The following is a 16,848-nucleotide window of genomic DNA, read 5'->3' on the forward strand; positions in this document are numbered from 1 at the left end:
CGCAAACCAGGCAGTTCACCTGCCCAGCCACTCGATCTCTCACTTCAACGACAGTGAAGTTACACACCGGAACACGGAATGTCTAGAGCTTCCACTACAGATTTTCGACAAAGTGCGGATCACCCCCGCCCCAGTCGCATACCGCCCTCGCCGATCAGCGCTCAATGCCGATCAGCGCTCAATCCGTACAGGGGCGTTCCGCAGCGGAAGTGCGCCAGAGCCGGACAACAGCCGACTGGGCCGGACAACCGATCTACCTCGGTCTCCCACAATGGCGGAGTCCAGGGGTGTTCCCGCTGGTCCTCGGCCCGCACAACGTCCCTGCCATAACCGACGCCGACGAAGCCGCAGCCGACATCCCCCTGGCGACCCTCGCCGCCATCACCCACGTCAACGAACCCGACATCGGTGCGATACTGGAGGCACTGGCGTCCGCCATGCGACAACTCGGCACCGACGAAGAGTCCAACGTCTTCGCCGAACTGACAGACCTGGGTTTGGGCAAGACAGCCGCCGCCAAGAAATGGAGCCAACTGATGAGCGCGAACCTCGCCTACTTCAAGTCCGAGACCTCACAACGCCTCCGCGCCGAGGGCAAGGCCGAGATGGCAGCCGAGAATATCCTGCGCCTCGTGCGGGCTCACGGGATCAACGTGGATGCAACGGCCGAGCAGAAGATCCGGTCCTGCCGAGACCTCGAACTCCTCGAACAATGGTTCGACCGCGCACTGACTGCCACGACCCTTACGGAAGTCTTCGCCGGATAACCAACCGCCACAAGCAAACACGCCACGGCACGATCGCTCACCGTGCCGCGGCCTCACCATCCTGGACCGATGGGTTCAACCGCGCCATCACGGCAACCGACATCTGGGAAGTGCTGGCCGACCGGCTTTCCCGCACCTCATGTTCGTCTCGTTGCGGTGCACGGAACGCGCCGCGGTAGCCCGCACCGCACGAGCCCGGGTTCACCCGGCCGAATCCCCCGGCGCACCCGACGCGGGCTCGGAATGCATGAAGGCCTCGTCCCGCTGGGTGAAGAACGGCGGCAGCTCGCGCCGCAACTCCTCCGCCCATCGGGTAGCCGGGTCGGCCGCCACCTGGGCCTGAATATGCTCGTACGATTCGCGATCGTCGTACTCCCACACCGCGACCACGCGACCGTCCTCGGTCTCCCACCGCCCCACCAACCGCGAGCCGTGCCGCAACTCCACCGGCAGCAGATGTATCCGGAAATAGTCGTGGAAGATCGCCAGATTCTCCCCCACCGCCTGATAGATCTGCATCCGATAGATCACAAGTCCCATCCAACCAGTCATACCGCCGACAATCGGGCCCCATACTTCCACACCCGCCCCGGCCGCATTGCCGGACAGCGATATCCATCCATGAAGTCGCACACATGGACGAAAGTAACTGTGCCCCAGCGACTCAGATACGAAAGTCCATATTCCCGGTGCTCGGCGCATCCGGTTCTCGGCGATAGGACTCACGGGAATCACTCTCCGCGGGTTGCGGTTCGACACCCATGATGGCCGAATATGCGTCGCGGTCCGACGATTCGTACTCGCGCACAGGCAAATCCAGCTGTCCGCCGGAGGTCTCGTAACCCTCTGCCGGAGTGTCGAATCCGACGCTCGGTTCCTGCACGAAAATCACCGATTCGAACTCCCGCACCACCGAATGCGAACCGGTGTCCGGGAAATTCGGCTCCGCGGAATGTTCGAATTCATACGGCCGCGCAGCCGACTGCGGCTCGAAAGACTCGACCGCCACACCGGAATCCGCCTGCCGCCATCGCGATTCGGGCTCCGGGTCGTACACCCCGGATCGGAATTCGGCAGCAAGGTCGTCAACCGGCAGCTGCGCTCCGGTCTCCGGCGAGAGCCGCTGTTCGTGCGCACCGGGTCCGGGACGCGCGGGAGGCACCTGAACCGTGAAGGATTCGGCGATGAAGACTCCTTCGGAGATCTCGTCGGCGAAGGTCGTCACGGTCAATTGCAGCAGATACTGACCGGTGGGAGTGCTCGCGACGAGATATCGCGTGGACATCCACAGGCTAAGTCCCGCATAGGAATACGTACCGGAAATCTCCGCCGAGGGAAATCCGTCGTAATCCTCGACATCGCCGCCGAGCTCCACCCAATCCGGCAGGCGACGCGAATCGGTGTACGCACAACGCATCACCGCACGCGGGTCGACCGGCAGCGATAAACGCCACACCATCAGAACCGCATTCTCGACCCAACCGGACTCCTCCGAAGAGCTCCCCTCCCCGGCCGGTAATGCCCACGCCCCGAAGGCATTCGGCAGCACCTCGCGGACCACCTCGTGCCAATCTCCCGGAATATCCAGCAGCACAACGGGAACTCCGGGATACTCGGGATGGACCACGACCGGCGTCGCGCCGACAGCGGCCAGAAACTCGCTGATCGTGGGCAATGTCTGCTCGAGCAGCGCCTGCTCGTCCGAGTCCCGCTCCCGCGGAATCTCGTTTTGTGAAGCCACGTTCATCGCGACGAATCCCCTCCTTCTCGTGCGCACCCGACCGTACCGCACATATCCGGCACGCCCATCCTCCGCCGGACGGATATCTCAGGAACGCGCCTTCTCCGCGGACAGCAGCGCGGTCACGACGCCGAACACCGCACCGGCGAAGCCGAAGAACGCGGTCGCGGACGTCGGGTGCCGGGTGGTGTCGGACCAGAACCCCATGGCCGCGAGCAGGGCGAACAGCGTGACCGCCAATGCCGAACGCCCCCAGTAGAACTGCGACGGCGGCGGGGTGGCGAGCGCCGCGGCCGCCGTGCGCGCCTGTTCGACGGCATCGGATTCGGACGCCGGCGAGATCTGCAGCGCGGCGGTGATCGCCGATTCCAACCGCGGATCCTCGACCCCGAGCATGCTCATGCGTTGCGCCGCTATCGCGGCCGCATCGCCCTTCCCGGAATCCAGTAGCGCACGCCGGATCTCGGCGCAGACCACGTCCGCGGGAACCCGCTGCGCCGGATGTTCGAAGAACAGCCCCATACCCCGTCGCCTCCCTCAACGACTTGTCCTCGCGCACAGCGTAACTGGCCCCTGCAAGAGACGCGCGCCGAGCACCGGAATCTCGATCGCGCACCGCCACACCGGATGCTATGGTTTCGCACCAAACCGGAACGACCGGATGCGACCTCGGGGGATTCTCATGTTCAACTGGTATGTAGCCCTGCTCGCGATCAGCGGCATCGTCATGCTCGCGATGGCCGCGCTGAAACAGGGGCAGAGCGTCGTCTCGCGCTCGATCAACGGCATCTTCGGCGCGGTCTACCTCGGCTACGCGATCTATCTCGCCTTCCTCTTCGACGGCGGCTCGTACCTGATCTTCTTCCAGGCGTTCCTGCTGCCGGTGCTGATGGTGGTGAACTTCTTCCGCAACCGCACCCCGCGCCCGAGGCTGACCGAGACGCAGAAGGCGTGGCGCGAGTTCCAGCGCACCGATCAGGCGCGCTAGCGTTGCGCGGGTGAAGATCGAGCAGGTTTCCGACTCCGTCCACGTCGTCGCCGGGACGAATGTCAACTGGGCGCTGGTCAGCGACGGCTCGGGTGTCACCGTCATCGACGCCGGATACGCCGGGGATACCCCGGACGTACTGAAGTCGGTGCAGCAGATCGGCCACCAGCTCACCGATATCGCCGCGATCCTGCTCACCCACGCCCATCTCGACCACATCGGGGCGATCCCGACCCTGGTCCAACGTCTCGGGGTGCCCGTGTACACCGGCGCCGAAGAAGTCCGGCACGCGAAACGCGAATACCTGCAACAGATTTCACCAGTACAGATGGCCGCACAGCTGCGCACCGGCCGGGGCCGCCGCTGGGTGGCCCAGACCGTCCGCGCGGTCTACGGCCACATCAACACCTCGATCCCGGCGGCCGCCACCGCCGACGAGGCGACCCTCGCGACCCTGCCCGGGGGCATCGTCGCGATACCGACGCCCGGCCATACCGACGGCCACACCGCCTACCTGCTGCCCTCGGAGGGCGTCCTGTTCTCCGGCGACACCCTCGTCACCGGCCACCCGCTCTCCCAACGCGCCGGCCTGCAACTCCTGCCGGGCTTCTTCAACCACGACGAATCCGGCACCCGAGCCAGCGCCGCCGCCCTCGCCGCCCAACCAGCTCACATCCTCGTCCCCGGTCACGGCGCACCCGCCGAATACGATCCGGCCGACCTCACCCGCCTGTTCGGCTCGACGGACGAATAATCGTTGTCCCGGCCTCCCTGGAGTCCTCCAGTAAATTCACCGCAATCGATCAGTACATATCCGGCGAACCACATGCGGGCCCTCATGTGGTGAACGACGCACCGTCGCATCAGCGACCGCTGTATGAGCGTTCGATCCCCGGTACACCATCTACGCCGGGCGCAACACCTCCGAACACCGACCGGGCCCCCGCTCACCCGAGCTGAATCGACCGCTTCGCCAGGCCCAGCCAGAAACCTTCGATCGGGGTGCGGCGGATATCGAGGTCGGCTTCACCCGCGCCGAGAGTGACGAACAGCGGGGCGAAATGCTCGATGCGGGGGTGGGCGAGGCGGGCGGCGGGTGCGGTGCGGCGGAAGTCCAGCAGCGCGTCGATATCTCCCGCGTCCAGCACTTCCCGGCCCCACGCGTCGAATTCGCGCGACCAGGCGGGAGCCTCGTCGTCGGCGGCCCCGGGCGTGATCTCACGCAGATTATGGGTGAAGAATCCGCTGCCGATGATCAGCACGCCCTCGTCCCGCAGCGGGGCGAGGCGACGCCCGAGATCGAACAGGCCGACCGGATCCAATGTCGGCATGGACAATTGCAGTACCGGGACATCGGCCTCGGGGAACATTTCCACCAACGGCACGTACGCGCCGTGATCCAGGCCCCGATCAGGCGCCTCGTGCACCGAATCACCCAGCAGCGCACGCACTTTCGCGGCCAACTCGGGGGCGCCGGGTGCGGGATACGACACCGAGTAGTAATGCTCCGGAAAACCCCAGAAGTCGTAGACCAGCGGCACGGTCGCGGTCGCACCGAGCGTCACCGGCGCGTCCTCCCAGTGCGCTGACACCACGAGAATCGCTGTGGGCCTGGGCAATTCGGCCGACCAGGCGGCCAGCTGCCCCGGCCACAGCGGATCGTCGGCCAGTGGCGGAGCGCCGTGGCTCAGATACAACGCGGGCATCCGCCCGGAGGTCTCGGCGGTGGACATGGCGAACCCTTTCAACCGATCAATCGAATGGTATGCCCGGTGCGCTGGGCCTTGGCGCGCAGATAGCGAAGGTTGTGCGCCGTCGAGTGCACGCCCGTCGGCACCGTGACGCGCACGTCCACACCCAGCGCGCGCAGTTGCCGCGGTTTGTCCGGATTGTTGGTGAGCAGCTCGATCGCCCCGACTTCCAGCGCGTGCAACATCTGCGCGGCGGCGGTGTAGTCGCGGGCGTCCTCGGGCAGGCCCAGCGCGGTATTGGCCTGGTAGGTGTCCAGCCCCTGATCCTGCAGCGCGTAGGCGTCGAGCTTGTTGTAGAGCCCGATATCGCGACCCTCCTGCCGCAAGTAGAGCAGGTATCCGCCGGCCTCGGCGATCAGCTGTACCGCCTCGCGCAGCTGTGGTCCGCAATCGCAACGGGCCGAGCCGAATACATCACCGGTCAGACATTCCGAATGCAGTCGCACCAGCGGCGTCGGACCGGGATCACCCAGGACCAGCGCCAGATGTTCGCGGCCGTCGACCAGTCCGTCGAAGGTGACCACCTCGGCGGCGATCGAGTACCCGTCGGCGAAGGTGAGCGGGATGCGCACCCGGGTTCGCACCGCGGCCGCGGCATTGCCGCCTGCGAGGATCGATGTCATAGCTGCTCCGGGTCCGGTAACTGTTCCGTTCAAATTTGAACAGAGGAGTCCGCGAGGTTATTCCACTTCGAACGATCGGCCGGTAACCTGGGGCGATGAGTGGTCCGCGCTGGCTCGACCAGCAGGAGCAGAGCGCCTGGCTGACCTTCTTGACCACCGCGGCGCTGCTCAACCGCCGTCTCGATCAGCAACTCGAACGCGACTCCGGGCTCTCGCATCTGCAATACGAAATTCTGGTGCGGCTGTCCGCCGCCCCCGACCACGAACTGCGGATGAGCGAACTGGCCGGTGCGCTGCTGGATTCCAAGAGCAAGCTCACCTACCAGATCGACCGGCTCGAACAGGCCGGACTGGTCCGCCGACGCTCCTGCCCCACCGATATGCGCGCGGTCTACGCCGTGCTCACCGAATCCGGGCAGCGCACGCTGGAGCGGGCCGCGCCCGGACACGTCGCCGCGGTGCGCGAGATGTTCCTCGATCCGTTGACCTCCGAGCAGCTCACCGCCATCGCCGAGGGTCTGGGCGAGGTCGGCCGCAGGCTCCGCGGCCAGGGCTGAGGACCACCGACGACCTGCGCGGCGCGCGCTCTATGCCGGGCGCGGTTACGATTCGACCGCTATGCAACCTGGACCCGAAGCCCGCATCTGGATCGATAAGCAGACCCCCGAGCCGTTCCACGCGCTCGGCGCGGTAGCTCTCGCCGTGCAGCACGCCGCCGAGGCCGCGGGCCTGGATCGGGACGTGATGGAACTGGTGAACGTTCGCGTCTCACAGCTCAACGGTTGCCCGTTCTGCTTGAACCTGCACTCCCGCGCCGCGATCGCGGCCGGAGTAACTCAGCAGCAACTCGATGTGCTGCCCGCATGGCGACGCAGCGACCTGTTCACACCGGTGCAGCGAGCCGCCCTCGTCCTGGCCGAGACGACCACCACTCTCCCGGATGAGGAAACCCTGACGCGTGAGTATGCTCTTGCGCGACAACATATGTCGGACGACCAAGTATCCGTGGTCATCTGGGCCGCGACGACCATCGGTGCCTTCAATCGCGTATCGATCATGAGCAGGCATCCGGTGCGAGTGCGGAAGGAGAACTGAGTGAGCGAGCAGGCGACGCCGGCATCGGTTGTGCGCAACGATGCGCAGTTGCGCTACGAGATCTGGTACCAGGACAGGCTGGCCGGATTCGCCGAATACCGCGAGCGCGAGAACGACACGGTCTTCATCCATACCGAGGTCGACACCGAATACGCGGGTAAGGGCCTCGGCGGCGTCCTGGCCGAGGCCGCGATCGAGGATGTCGTGGAGCGTGGGCGGGCCATCGTGCCGCGCTGCCCGTTCATCAAGGGCTGGCTGGACAAGCATCCGGAATATGATGATCACGTGGTAGGAAAAGGCATCCAGCGTTGAGCAACCTCGAGGCGCATCCCGAGGCGGCGATCTGTGAAGCCACCCCCGGCCCCGGACCGCGAACCGACAGCTATCCGTCCCGGGAGGTGCCGCTGGGTGGCGTGCGCGGAGTGACCGTGCATCGCGTTCTGCCCCAGCGGGATCTGCCGACCGTCGGCGCGTGGTGCTTCCTCGACCATTTCGGCTCCACCGCGCCGAGCCCGGATCTGCCGCCGGATATCGATCCGCATCCGCATATCGGACTGCAGACCGTGACCTGGCCGTTCGAGGGCCGGATTCGGCATCGGGACAGTATCGGCTCCGATGTCGAGATCGAGCCCGGTCAACTGAATCTGATGACGTCCGGACACGGCATCGCCCATTCGGAATACACGGTGCCGGGCGCGCCCGCCGGGCACGGCATCCAGTTCTGGATCGCGCTGCCCGACGGCGATCGGGAGATCGCGCCGCATTTCGATCAGCATCGCGAATTGCCCGTCGTGGAACTTCCCGGCTTGCGGGCGACCGTGCTGATCGGATCGCTCGCCGGGGTGAGTTCCCCGGCGACGGTCTACAGCCCGATCGTCGGCGCGGATCTGCGCATCGAACCCGGCAGTGCGGTAAATCTGCCGCTGGCAACGGAATTCGAGCACGCACTGCTGGTGATCGACGGCGATCTGACCGCCGCGGGCGTCCCCGCGCCCGCCGGACCGCTGCTGTATCTGGGCAGCGACCGCGCGGAACTGTCACTGTCCAGCGGTGCCGGCGCGCATGTGATCCTGATCGGCGGCGAGCCGTTCGGCGAGGATCTGGTGATGTGGTGGAATTTCGTGGCCCGCAGCCACGACGAGATCCAGCGAGCCCGGAACGATTGGGAGAAACGCGATCTCGCCCGTTTCGCGGATATCGCGGGACATCCTCCGGAACAACGCATCCCGGCGCCGCCGCTCCCCAACCTCCGGTTGAAACCGCGCAAGCGCCGGGCCGTCTGAGCCCCGGCTTCGGCAGCGGGTGCGGCACCCGCTTCTCGTTCGGCTGCGACGGGGCAGCACAGCTCGGTGCATTCAACGCCGCCGTCCGAAAATGATTGCGGCACAGTTCGACACCGGCGTCGATCCGGGCAGCGCCTACGTGGCGCGGCGGGGACCGAGCGAGGTGAAATCAGGGTGTTCCGAATATCGTTGTGCCGATATTGGTTTCGGGAGCCATGGACTGAACTCCGATGACGCGCAGGAGATCCAATTTCTCCTGGGCATCGCTGCCGGGGCGCGGATAATAGACCAGCAGTTTCTGTGTGACGTTCGGGGTGACCAGCGTCTCGCACACCATATCCATAAAGCCCACCCGGGGATGGATTATCCGCTTGGCATCCGAGAGCCGCACCGCCACTTCGTGTTCGGTCCACATTCTCTCGAACTCCGGACTCACCGAACGCAATCGGGTGATCAGCCCGACGACGTCGGCATCACCCGCTCGGCGCGCGGCCGTGGCCCGCAGATCGGCGACATGCTTGCGGATCAGGCGATCCCGATCCTCCTCGGGGAATTTGCGTCCGGCGTCCGGATCCGTGCACCAACGCCACAGGGCATACCGCGACAGGCCCGTGAACCCGGTGTGGTCGCCCATCAGCAGGACGTGCATCCGGTTCTGCGCCAGCACCTCACCGAGATCCGAGCACACCGCGGCCGGGGTGTCCTCGAGTTTGGACAGCAGATACAGCAGCCCCGGACCGACGTGCCGGTCACCGCCACCGCGATGCGGAGCGGTATGCCCGCACAGGTGGAACAGATAGTCGCGCTCATCGTCGGTGAACCGCAGCGCGCGGGCCAGCGCACCGAGCACCTGCTCCGAGGGCCGCGGGCCGCGCGCTTGTTCCAACCGGGTGTAGTAGTCGGTGGACATACCCGCCAACAGAGCGACCTCGTCCCGGCGCAGGCCCGGAGTGCGCCGACGGTGACCGGGCAGCAAACCCACCTCGGCGGGTTGCAGCTGGTCGCGGCGGCGTCGCAGGAAGTCGGCCAGTTCGTCGCGGTCCATGCGTCCCACTGTGCCCTGCCACCGAGCGCGCAGCCAGGGATCGCCGATCCCCCGATGTGTCGTCCCTCCCCGATCCTGGGATCCACACGCACGATGGACGCCATGACCACGATCGAAGAAGTTCAGCTCGGCGCCACCGGACCGTCGGTCGGGCGCATCGGCCTCGGCGGTATGGGAATGTCCGGCTCGTACGGCCATGCCGACGAACAGGAATCCATCGCCACCATCCACGCCGCTCTCGACGCGGGCGTCAACCTCATCGACACCGGCGACTTCTATGCCATGGGCCACAACGAAATGCTGATCGGGCGCGCACTTGCCGACCGCAAACGCGAGGACTACCTGCTCAGCGTCAAATTCGGGGCGTTGCGCGGACCCGACAACAGCTGGGGCGGCACCGACGCGCGGCCCGCGGCGGTCCGCAACTTCCTGGGATACTCCCTGCAACGACTCGGCGTCGACCACATCGATGTCTACCGGCCCGCGCGGCTGGATCCGAACGTTCCGATCGAGGACACCATCGGGGCGATCGCGCAGATGGTGCAGGCCGGATTCGTACGGCACATCGGGCTGTCCGAGGTCGGAGCCGATACCTTGCGCCGTGCGGCGGCCGTGCACCCGATCGCGGACCTGCAGATCGAATATTCGCTGATCTCGCGGGGTATCGAGGCGTCGATCCTGCCGACCGCTCGTGAGCTCGGCACCTCGATCACCGCTTACGGCGTCCTCTCGCGCGGGCTGCTGAGCGATTCACTGCGCGGCAAGCCGACCTTCGGCGCGGGCGATTTCCGAGCGTTCAGCCCGCGATTCCAGGGTGAGAACCTCACGGCGAATCTGCGCCTGGTCGATGCGCTGGCCGCCATCGCGGAACGTCGCGGCACGAGTGTCGCGCAACTGGCCATCGCCTGGGTTCTGGCGCAGGGCCGCGATATCGTCCCCGTGATCGGCGCCCGCCGGCGCGACCGCCTCACCGAGGCGATCGGCGCACTCGATATCGCCTTGTCCCCCGAGGAACTCGCCGCGATCGAGGCGGCCGTACCCGCCGATCAGGTCGCCGGCGATCGGTACGCGCCCGCGCAGATGGCACTGTTGGACAGCGAGAACTGAGCCGCGGCCTGTGACCGCCCGGCCGCAGCACATCCCGTGCGGCACCGCCCGACAAGGCCTGGCACAGCCCGGCACGGCCCGGCACGGCTCGGCCCAGCGCAGCACGGCACAGCGCGGCACGGCACGGCACGGCACAGCGCGGCACGGCACGGGGTTGTCGCGGTGATCGACACCGTCCCCGCCGCCTCGGCCGGGGATACAGCAGTGATCTGCGTGGCGGAGTTCACGAAGAACGAACTCGCCGGTGTGGCCCCGAAATTCACCGCGGTCACGCCGGTCAGACCCGTCCCGGTGAGAGTCACGGCGGTTCCACCGGCCGCCGTGCCCGACGACGGCGCAGCACAGCTCGGCCGGGCGCAGCACGGCACAGCACGGCCCCCGTCCGCAGGTCGGACCGGGGGCCGAGCGATGTGCTACTTGCGGCGCGGGCGGATGACGGCGGTGAAAGTTGCTGCGGCGACGGACTTTCCGGTGTTGTCGGTGATGTCGACCGGCACGGAGAGTTCGACCGGGGCGCCCGCCAGGATGTCCTCGCGCATCTGCTTCAACTCCTCGGCGTTCAATTCGGAGGTGGCGCGGATCGGCCCCGCCTCTCCCTTCGCCCGCGCCAGATATTCGATGCGCCCGTCCCGCGCGACGATGAACGCATCCCCCATCAGATCCACGATCCCGGAGATCGAGGCACCCATGGCCGCGGTCTCGGCCAGCCCGAACAGCATCGCCGCATGCAGATCACCGTTGTGATTCAGATGCTCGGGCCTGGGCGCCATCTGCACGACATTGCACCCCTCCCGGTACTCGACGTTCTCCATCCCCGCGTACTGGATGAACCCCAACTTCTGAAACCCGCCCCACACCAGCTCACCCACGGCACTGTCCACGACTACTCCCATCCCAAGTGAAACACGTTCTACTTTTCATACAGTGGATGAGGAACGCTGTCCATGCGTGAAGCTTGTCCTTTGACTGCTTGCCCTTCGACTCGGTTCCGCCGGAGCCGCGCGCAAGAAGAGGAGACGGCTCCACCCACACGGCGCGACTGGTATCAGGCTGTTGGGTCGAAAACCCTCCGATGCGCCGAACCCCTTACGGGCGTCCGGGTTGCAGCGGACATTCGACCGATTCGCGGCTGAATCGCTTGTGCGCCAGGGCTTGCCCCTTCACAGCTGCGCCGGGCGAGCAGCCTTCGGTCACCAGGTGATTTCGGGTAGTTCAACGTCGATCGGAAACGGGCGATCGAGACGCAGTTGCTTGCGGAAGACACCGCTGGGCACGTACTGACCGCCCTCGGGAAGTAATTCGAAGGCGTAGACGACCATTTCGTCGTCCTCGTTCTCGACCCGCCAGAAGCATTTGATGCCTGCTTCGGCGTATTGCACCGGCCGCAGTTTGCGGTCCTTGGTCTTCGTATTGGGTGAGACGACCTCGACGGCGAGGTGCACATCTGAAGGATCGAACATCAGGCTGCCAGCGGTAACCGCCTCGCGAGAGACAACCAGCACGTCTGGCTCGGGCGCGCTTTCGACGAGGTCGATACCTTTTTCTGTAGCGATAACAAACTCGCGAGGGGCAATCGCTCGCAACGCAAATTTAAGCGCATAGACCACTTCATCGTGCCAATGCGTGGCAGGCGCCATCATCACGACTTGTCCGTCCTCCAACTCGAAGCTGCCGTCGACCACTTCGATCAGGCGAGGCAGGTCAGCGGTGGTAAACCCTTCGGGCGGAGGCACTGGCAGCGACACCAACCGAGAGCGAATCGGCTCCTCTGGTTGATGGTGCGCAGCGACGGCCATAGCAGCAGGGTACCGGTCGAAAAAAACTTCCCGCAACAAATCTTCACGAGTGTAGATGCGGGATGAATCAGGATTCGCAGCCAACTGGGCAAACCCCTCACGCAGCCGCTCGACGATCTCACGGCGGTCCATCTCAGGCTCCCGAGGCGATCGCATCATGTCGGCAAGCATGTCCGAAGCATACAGCCAGACCCAGCGATAGTCCACGCGCATGAATTCTAAACTGTTGCAGCACAACAGTTTACATTGATACTCTACCGAAACCTGCAGGTGCACAATGGAACTGACCCAATCTGAACACCACGAAACCGTACAGCACTACAATCCCCACACATACGACAACCGCCCCGCCTCGGATAACCGAGGCGGGGCGGATTGTGTTGTCTCCTACCGGATTACCGGTAGTCGCTGAAACCGTAGTCGTCCAGCGGAACCGCCGCACCCGTGGTCTGGCCGAAGCCCTCCGGGGTGTAGTAGGTGTCGTCGTAGGACGGCACCGCGTAGGCGGCCGCGCGGGCCTCCTCGGTCGGCTGGACCTGGATGTTGCGATAGCGGTTGATACCGGTACCGGCCGGGATCAACTTACCGATGATCACGTTCTCCTTCAGGCCGATCAGCTTGTCGGAGCGGCAGTTGATCGCGGCATCCGTGAGCACGCGGGTGGTCTCCTGGAAGGAGGCCGCCGACAGCCACGAATCCGTCGCGAGCGACGCCTTGGTGATACCCATCAGCACCGGACGCCCCGACGCGGTCGACGCGGCATCGCCGTGCTCGGCCATGACGCGACGGTTGACCGCCTCGAACTCCGAACGCTCCACCAGCGAACCGGGCAGGAACTCCGTCGCACCCGAATCGATGATCGTGACGCGCCGCAGCATCTGCCGGACGATGACCTCGATGTGCTTGTCGTGGATGGACACACCCTGCGACCGGTAGACCTCCTGGACCTCGTGGACCAGGTGGACCTGCACCTGACGCGGACCCATCACGCGCAGCACCTCGTGCGGATCGGCCGAGCCCTCCAGCAACTGCTGGCCGACCTCGACGTGGTCGCCGTCGGCGAGCAGGCGCTCGGAGCCGTCGTCGTGCTTGAACACCCGCAGACGCTGACGCTTCGACAGCTTGTCGTAGACCACTTCGTCCGAACCGTCGTCCGGAATGATGGTGATCTTGTAGAAGCGGTCGTCGTCCTCGAGCCGGATTCGGCCCGAGACCTCGGCGATCGGCGCCTTGCCCTTGGGCACGCGAGCCTCGAACAGCTCCTGCACGCGGGGCAGACCACCGGTGATGTCGTCACCGGCGACACCACCCTGGTGGAAGGTGCGCATGGTCAGCTGGGTACCGGGCTCACCGATGGACTGCGCGGCGACGATACCCACGGCCTCACCGATGTCGACCAGCTTGCCGGTTGCCATCGAACGTCCGTAGCAGGTCGCGCACACGCCGGTGCCGGTGGTGCAGGTCAGCACGGAGCGAACCTTCACCTCGGTGACACCCGCCTCCAGCAGCGCCTCGATGGCCGGGTCGCCGAGATCGTGACCCTTCTCCACCACCACATTGCCGTTGGCGTCGAGCGCGTCGGCGGCCAGCGTCCGGGCGTAGGTGCTGGTCTCGACGTGGGCGTCGCGGATGATCGAGCCGTCGGCCTGCTTCTCCGCGATCGCGACGGTGATACCGCGCTCGGTGCCACAGTCGGTCTCGCGCACGATGACGTCCTGCGACACGTCCACCAGACGACGGGTCAGGTAACCCGAGTCGGCGGTGCGAAGCGCGGTGTCGGCCAGACCCTTTCGCGCACCGTGGGTGTTGATGAAGTACTCCAGAACCGTCAGGCCCTCACGGAACGAGGACTTGATCGGCCGCGGGATGAACTCACCCTTCGGGTTCGTCACCAGGCCCTTCATACCGGCGAGGGTACGGGTCTGGGTGAAGTTACCCGTGGCGCCCGAGTCGACGATCGTGATGATCGGGTTGTCGGCCGGGTAGTGGCGGCGCAGCGCGGCGCCGACCTCTTCGGTGGCCTCCTGCCAGATCTTGACCAGCGCGTTGTTCCGCTCCTGGTGATCGAGAGCACCACGCTGGTACTTCTTCTCGATCCCGTCGGCCAGACCCTCGTACCGCTCCATGATGTCGGCCTTCTCCGGCGGCACCAGCACGTCGGACATCGAGACCGTCACACCCGAACGCGTGGCCCAGTAGAACCCGGCGTCCTTGAGCTTGTCGACGGTCTGCGCGACCACGATCATCGGATAGCGCTCGGCCAGATCGTTGATGATCGTGGCCTGACGCTTCTTCGGCATCGGCTCGTTGATGAACGCGTAGTCCGCGGGGAGCAGATCGTTGAACAGCACACGACCCAGGGTGGTCTCGGCGGTCCACGCGTCACCGGGCTGCCAGCCCTGCGGGAACAGCTCCGTCTCGATCGCCCGCGGCGGACGCTGATCGGTCAGCCGCACCTTGATCTGCGACTGCACGGTCAGCTCGGCGCGGTCGACCGCCATCTGCGCCTCGGCCGGCGAGGAGTACACGCCGAACTCCGGCTCGTCCTTGGTGGCCTCGCGGTACTCGCCCTTGGCACCCTCGACCCTCCGGGTCAGGTAGTACAGGCCGGTGACCATGTCCAGACGAGGCATGGCGAGCGGACGACCCGAGGCCGGGGACAGGATGTTGTTCGAGGACAGCATCAGGATGCGGGCCTCGGCCTGCGCCTCCGCCGACAGCGGCAGGTGCACGGCCATCTGGTCACCGTCGAAGTCGGCGTTGAACGCCTCACACACCAACGGGTGCAGCTGAATTGCCTTGCCTTCCACCAGAAGTGGTTCGAAGGCCTGGATACCCAGCCGGTGCAGGGTGGGCGCGCGGTTCAGCAGCACGGGGTGTTCGGCGATGACCTCTTCCAGGACATCCCACACCTGCGGCCGCTGCCGCTCGACCATCCGCTTGGCGGACTTGATGTTCTGCGCGTGGTTCAGATCGACCAGACGCTTCATCACGAACGGCTTGAACAGCTCCAGCGCCATCAGCTTGGGCAGACCGCACTGATGCAGCTTGAGCTGCGGGCCGACGACGATGACCGAACGGCCGGAGTAGTCGACGCGCTTACCGAGCAGGTTCTGCCGGAAACGACCCTGCTTACCCTTGAGCAGATCGCTCAGGGACTTCAGCGGGCGGTTACCGGGACCGGTCACCGGGCGGCCGCGACGGCCGTTGTCGAACAGCGCGTCCACGGACTCCTGCAGCATCCGCTTCTCGTTGTTGACGATGATCTCGGGCGCGCCCAGATCGATCAGTCGCTTGAGGCGGTTGTTGCGGTTGATCACGCGGCGGTACAGGTCGTTCAGGTCGGAGGTGGCGAAGCGGCCACCGTCGAGCTGAACCATCGGGCGCAGCTCCGGCGGGATCACCGGAACAGCGTCCAGAACCATGCCCATCGGCGAGTTGCCGTTGGTCTGGAACGCCGCGACGACCTTCAGGCGCTTGAGCGCGCGCAGCTTCTTCTGGCCCTTACCCGTGCGAATGGTCTCGCGCAGGTTCTCGGCCTCGGCCGCGATGTCGAAGGTCTCCATCAGCTTCTGGATCGCCTCGGCGCCCATCGCACCGGTGAAGTACTCGCCGTAGCGGTCCTGCAGCTCGCGGTACAGCACCTCGTCCACGATCAGCTGCTTGGGGGCCAGCTTGGTGAACGTGGTCCAGATCTCGTCCAGCCGGTCCAGCTCACGCTGGGCGCGGTCGCGCAGCTGACGCATCTCGCGCTCGCCGCCGTCCTTGACCTTGCGGCGCACGTCGGACTTGGCGCCCTCGGCCTCGAGCTCGGCGATATCACCCTCGAGCTTCTGGGCGCGGGCCTCGAGATCGGCGTCGCGCTGATCGGCGACGGCCTTCTTCTCGACCTCCATCTCCGCCTCGAGCGTGGACAGCTCGTTGTGGCGCAGATCGTTGTCGACAGCGGTGATGACGTAGGCGGCGAAGTAGATGATCTTCTCGAGATCCTTCGGCGCCAGGTCCAGCAGGTAGCCCAGACGCGAGGGCACGCCCTTGAAGTACCAGATGTGGGTGACCGGGGCGGCCAGCTCGATGTGGCCCATCCGCTCACGGCGCACCTTGGCGCGAGTCACCTCGACGCCACAGCGCTCACAGATGATGCCCTTGAAGCGCACGCGCTTGTACTTACCGCAGTAGCACTCCCAGTCCCGGGTGGGACCGAAGATCTTCTCGCAGAACAAGCCGTCCTTCTCCGGCTTGAGCGTGCGATAGTTGATGGTCTCCGGCTTCTTGACCTCGCCGAAAGACCAATTGCGAATGTCTTCGGCGGTAGCCAGGCCGATCCGGAGTTCATCGAAGAAGTTGACGTCTAGCACGTAACTTCCTTTCCCCTGTCGGGATTGATTTCGAGCAAGTTCTCAATCGTCGTGAACAGGTGCCCCGCCCGCCCTGCTCGCCCGGCGCGCGGCCGGGTGAGCAGGGGGAACGGGACCAAAATCACTGCGCCAGATCGTCTACCGTGGCGGCTTCGTTGCGGGACAGGTTGATGCCCAGGTTCGCGGCGGCCCGTTCCAGGTCCTCGTCATCGCCGTCGCGCATCTCGATGGCCGCGCCGTCCGAGGACAGCACCTCCACGTTCAGGCACAGGGACTGGAGTTCCTTGAGCAGAA

At 65.6% G+C, this 16,848-nt stretch carries 18 protein-coding genes; 8 read left to right on the top strand and 10 right to left on the bottom strand.

Annotated elements, in window-relative coordinates:
• The first annotated feature begins 287 nt into the window (after window positions 1-287).
• On the top strand, window positions 288-767 hold the full coding sequence (locus NV1_RS34155; RefSeq protein WP_067901131.1) for a hypothetical protein: 480 nt from the start codon (window positions 288-290) through the stop codon (window positions 765-767).
• A 201-nt stretch (window positions 768-968) separates the two neighbouring features.
• Here the strand turns inward: NV1_RS34155 and NV1_RS44760 are convergent, their stop codons facing one another.
• The 3 genes from NV1_RS44760 to NV1_RS34170 form a co-directional block, all read right to left on the bottom strand.
• Window positions 969-1,307 (bottom strand): NIPSNAP family protein, encoded by a 339-nt coding sequence (locus NV1_RS44760; protein ID WP_067901135.1) that lies wholly within the window; start codon window positions 1,305-1,307, stop codon window positions 969-971.
• A 124-nt stretch (window positions 1,308-1,431) separates the two neighbouring features.
• Window positions 1,432-2,514, bottom strand: a complete 1,083-nt coding sequence (locus NV1_RS34165) for an LpqN/LpqT family lipoprotein (RefSeq protein ID WP_067901138.1) — start codon at window positions 2,512-2,514, stop codon at window positions 1,432-1,434.
• Between the two features lie 81 nt (window positions 2,515-2,595).
• Complete coding sequence (locus NV1_RS34170; RefSeq protein ID WP_067901140.1) at window positions 2,596-3,030, bottom strand: hypothetical protein; 435 nt, start codon at window positions 3,028-3,030, stop codon at window positions 2,596-2,598.
• 160 nt (window positions 3,031-3,190) lie between these two features.
• Between NV1_RS34170 and NV1_RS34175 the strand changes: the two genes are divergently transcribed.
• Together NV1_RS34175 and NV1_RS34180 are read left to right on the top strand one after the other, a co-directional pair.
• Window positions 3,191-3,496 (top strand): hypothetical protein, encoded by a 306-nt coding sequence (locus tag NV1_RS34175; RefSeq protein WP_067901144.1) that lies wholly within the window; start codon window positions 3,191-3,193, stop codon window positions 3,494-3,496.
• A gap of 10 nt (window positions 3,497-3,506) precedes the next feature.
• Window positions 3,507-4,250 (top strand): MBL fold metallo-hydrolase, encoded by a 744-nt coding sequence (locus NV1_RS34180; RefSeq protein ID WP_067901147.1) that lies wholly within the window; start codon window positions 3,507-3,509, stop codon window positions 4,248-4,250.
• A gap of 193 nt (window positions 4,251-4,443) precedes the next feature.
• On the opposite strand, the gene NV1_RS34185 is transcribed toward NV1_RS34180, so the two are convergent.
• Both NV1_RS34185 and NV1_RS34190 read right to left on the bottom strand, forming a co-directional pair.
• Window positions 4,444-5,229: a dioxygenase family protein gene (locus tag NV1_RS34185; RefSeq protein ID WP_067901151.1), complete on the bottom strand. Its 786-nt coding sequence runs from the start codon at window positions 5,227-5,229 to the stop codon at window positions 4,444-4,446.
• 11 nt (window positions 5,230-5,240) lie between these two features.
• Complete coding sequence (locus NV1_RS34190; RefSeq protein WP_067901153.1) at window positions 5,241-5,870, bottom strand: GTP cyclohydrolase II; 630 nt, start codon at window positions 5,868-5,870, stop codon at window positions 5,241-5,243.
• A 95-nt stretch (window positions 5,871-5,965) separates the two neighbouring features.
• On the opposite strand from NV1_RS34190, the gene NV1_RS34195 reads away from it, so the two are divergent.
• The 4 genes from NV1_RS34195 (at window position 5,966) to NV1_RS34210 (ending at window position 8,248) form a co-directional block, all read left to right on the top strand.
• Window positions 5,966-6,427, top strand: coding sequence for a MarR family winged helix-turn-helix transcriptional regulator (locus tag NV1_RS34195; protein WP_067901155.1), 462 nt, complete (start codon window positions 5,966-5,968; stop codon window positions 6,425-6,427).
• A gap of 61 nt (window positions 6,428-6,488) precedes the next feature.
• On the top strand, window positions 6,489-6,965 hold the full coding sequence (locus NV1_RS44765; RefSeq protein WP_067901158.1) for a carboxymuconolactone decarboxylase family protein: 477 nt from the start codon (window positions 6,489-6,491) through the stop codon (window positions 6,963-6,965).
• A complete protein-coding gene (locus tag NV1_RS44770) occupies window positions 6,966-7,277 on the top strand; it encodes a GNAT family N-acetyltransferase (protein ID WP_067901160.1) in 312 nt (103 codons plus the stop codon).
• Window positions 7,274-8,248: a pirin family protein gene (locus NV1_RS34210; protein ID WP_067901163.1), complete on the top strand. Its 975-nt coding sequence runs from the start codon at window positions 7,274-7,276 to the stop codon at window positions 8,246-8,248. The genes NV1_RS44770 and NV1_RS34210 overlap by 4 nt, the downstream gene beginning before the upstream one ends.
• A gap of 169 nt (window positions 8,249-8,417) precedes the next feature.
• Here the strand turns inward: NV1_RS34210 and NV1_RS34215 are convergent, their stop codons facing one another.
• On the bottom strand, window positions 8,418-9,293 hold the full coding sequence (locus NV1_RS34215) for a helix-turn-helix transcriptional regulator (protein ID WP_067901165.1): 876 nt from the start codon (window positions 9,291-9,293) through the stop codon (window positions 8,418-8,420).
• Between the two features lie 102 nt (window positions 9,294-9,395).
• On the opposite strand from NV1_RS34215, the gene NV1_RS34220 reads away from it, so the two are divergent.
• Entirely contained in the window at window positions 9,396-10,400 is a 1,005-nt protein-coding gene (locus NV1_RS34220) for an aldo/keto reductase (RefSeq protein WP_067901226.1), read from the top strand.
• Here NV1_RS34220 and NV1_RS47030 read toward each other — a convergent pair.
• The 4 genes from NV1_RS47030 to NV1_RS34235 all read right to left on the bottom strand — a co-directional run bounded on the left by NV1_RS47030 (window position 10,340) and on the right by NV1_RS34235 (window position 16,554).
• Window positions 10,340-10,768 carry an IPT/TIG domain-containing protein gene (locus tag NV1_RS47030; protein WP_373864688.1) on the bottom strand — a complete coding sequence of 143 codons (429 nt, stop codon included), beginning with the start codon at window positions 10,766-10,768 and terminating at the stop codon, window positions 10,340-10,342. The two genes, NV1_RS34220 and NV1_RS47030, sit on opposite strands and share 61 nt — an antisense overlap.
• Window positions 10,769-10,813: 45 nt before the next feature.
• The gene (locus NV1_RS34225; protein ID WP_084526191.1) at window positions 10,814-11,281 is read right to left on the bottom strand and encodes a PaaI family thioesterase; all 468 of its coding nucleotides are present in this window, start codon (window positions 11,279-11,281) and stop codon (window positions 10,814-10,816) included.
• Between the two features lie 309 nt (window positions 11,282-11,590).
• On the bottom strand, window positions 11,591-12,403 hold the full coding sequence (locus tag NV1_RS34230) for a Uma2 family endonuclease (RefSeq protein ID WP_169813476.1): 813 nt from the start codon (window positions 12,401-12,403) through the stop codon (window positions 11,591-11,593).
• Between the two features lie 188 nt (window positions 12,404-12,591).
• Window positions 12,592-16,554 carry a DNA-directed RNA polymerase subunit beta' gene (locus NV1_RS34235; RefSeq protein ID WP_067901169.1) on the bottom strand — a complete coding sequence of 1,321 codons (3,963 nt, stop codon included), beginning with the start codon at window positions 16,552-16,554 and terminating at the stop codon, window positions 12,592-12,594.
• Between the last annotated feature and the right edge of the window lie 294 nt (window positions 16,555-16,848).

The organism is Nocardia vaccinii NBRC 15922, assembly GCF_001613305.1.
In the GTDB taxonomy this organism is placed as follows: domain Bacteria; phylum Actinomycetota; class Actinomycetes; order Mycobacteriales; family Mycobacteriaceae; genus Nocardia; species Nocardia vaccinii.

What these genes read in the sequence shown, in the direction of transcription:
- NV1_RS34185 (WP_067901151.1), bottom strand. Translation starts at nt 5,229, where the DNA reads ATGTCCACCGCCGAGACCTCCGGGCGGATGCCCGCGTTGTATCTGAGC.
- NV1_RS34215 (WP_067901165.1), bottom strand. Translation starts at nt 9,293, where the DNA reads ATGGACCGCGACGAACTGGCCGACTTCCTGCGACGCCGCCGCGACCAG.
- NV1_RS34170 (WP_067901140.1), bottom strand. Translation starts at nt 3,030, where the DNA reads ATGGGGCTGTTCTTCGAACATCCGGCGCAGCGGGTTCCCGCGGACGTG.
- NV1_RS34165 (WP_067901138.1), bottom strand. Translation starts at nt 2,514, where the DNA reads ATGAACGTGGCTTCACAAAACGAGATTCCGCGGGAGCGGGACTCGGAC.
- NV1_RS44760 (WP_067901135.1), bottom strand. Translation starts at nt 1,307, where the DNA reads ATGGGACTTGTGATCTATCGGATGCAGATCTATCAGGCGGTGGGGGAG.
- NV1_RS34175 (WP_067901144.1), top strand. Translation starts at nt 3,191, where the DNA reads ATGTTCAACTGGTATGTAGCCCTGCTCGCGATCAGCGGCATCGTCATG.
- NV1_RS34220 (WP_067901226.1), top strand. Translation starts at nt 9,396, where the DNA reads ATGACCACGATCGAAGAAGTTCAGCTCGGCGCCACCGGACCGTCGGTC.
- NV1_RS34195 (WP_067901155.1), top strand. Translation starts at nt 5,966, where the DNA reads ATGAGTGGTCCGCGCTGGCTCGACCAGCAGGAGCAGAGCGCCTGGCTG.
- NV1_RS44765 (WP_067901158.1), top strand. Translation starts at nt 6,489, where the DNA reads ATGCAACCTGGACCCGAAGCCCGCATCTGGATCGATAAGCAGACCCCC.
- NV1_RS34190 (WP_067901153.1), bottom strand. Translation starts at nt 5,870, where the DNA reads ATGACATCGATCCTCGCAGGCGGCAATGCCGCGGCCGCGGTGCGAACC.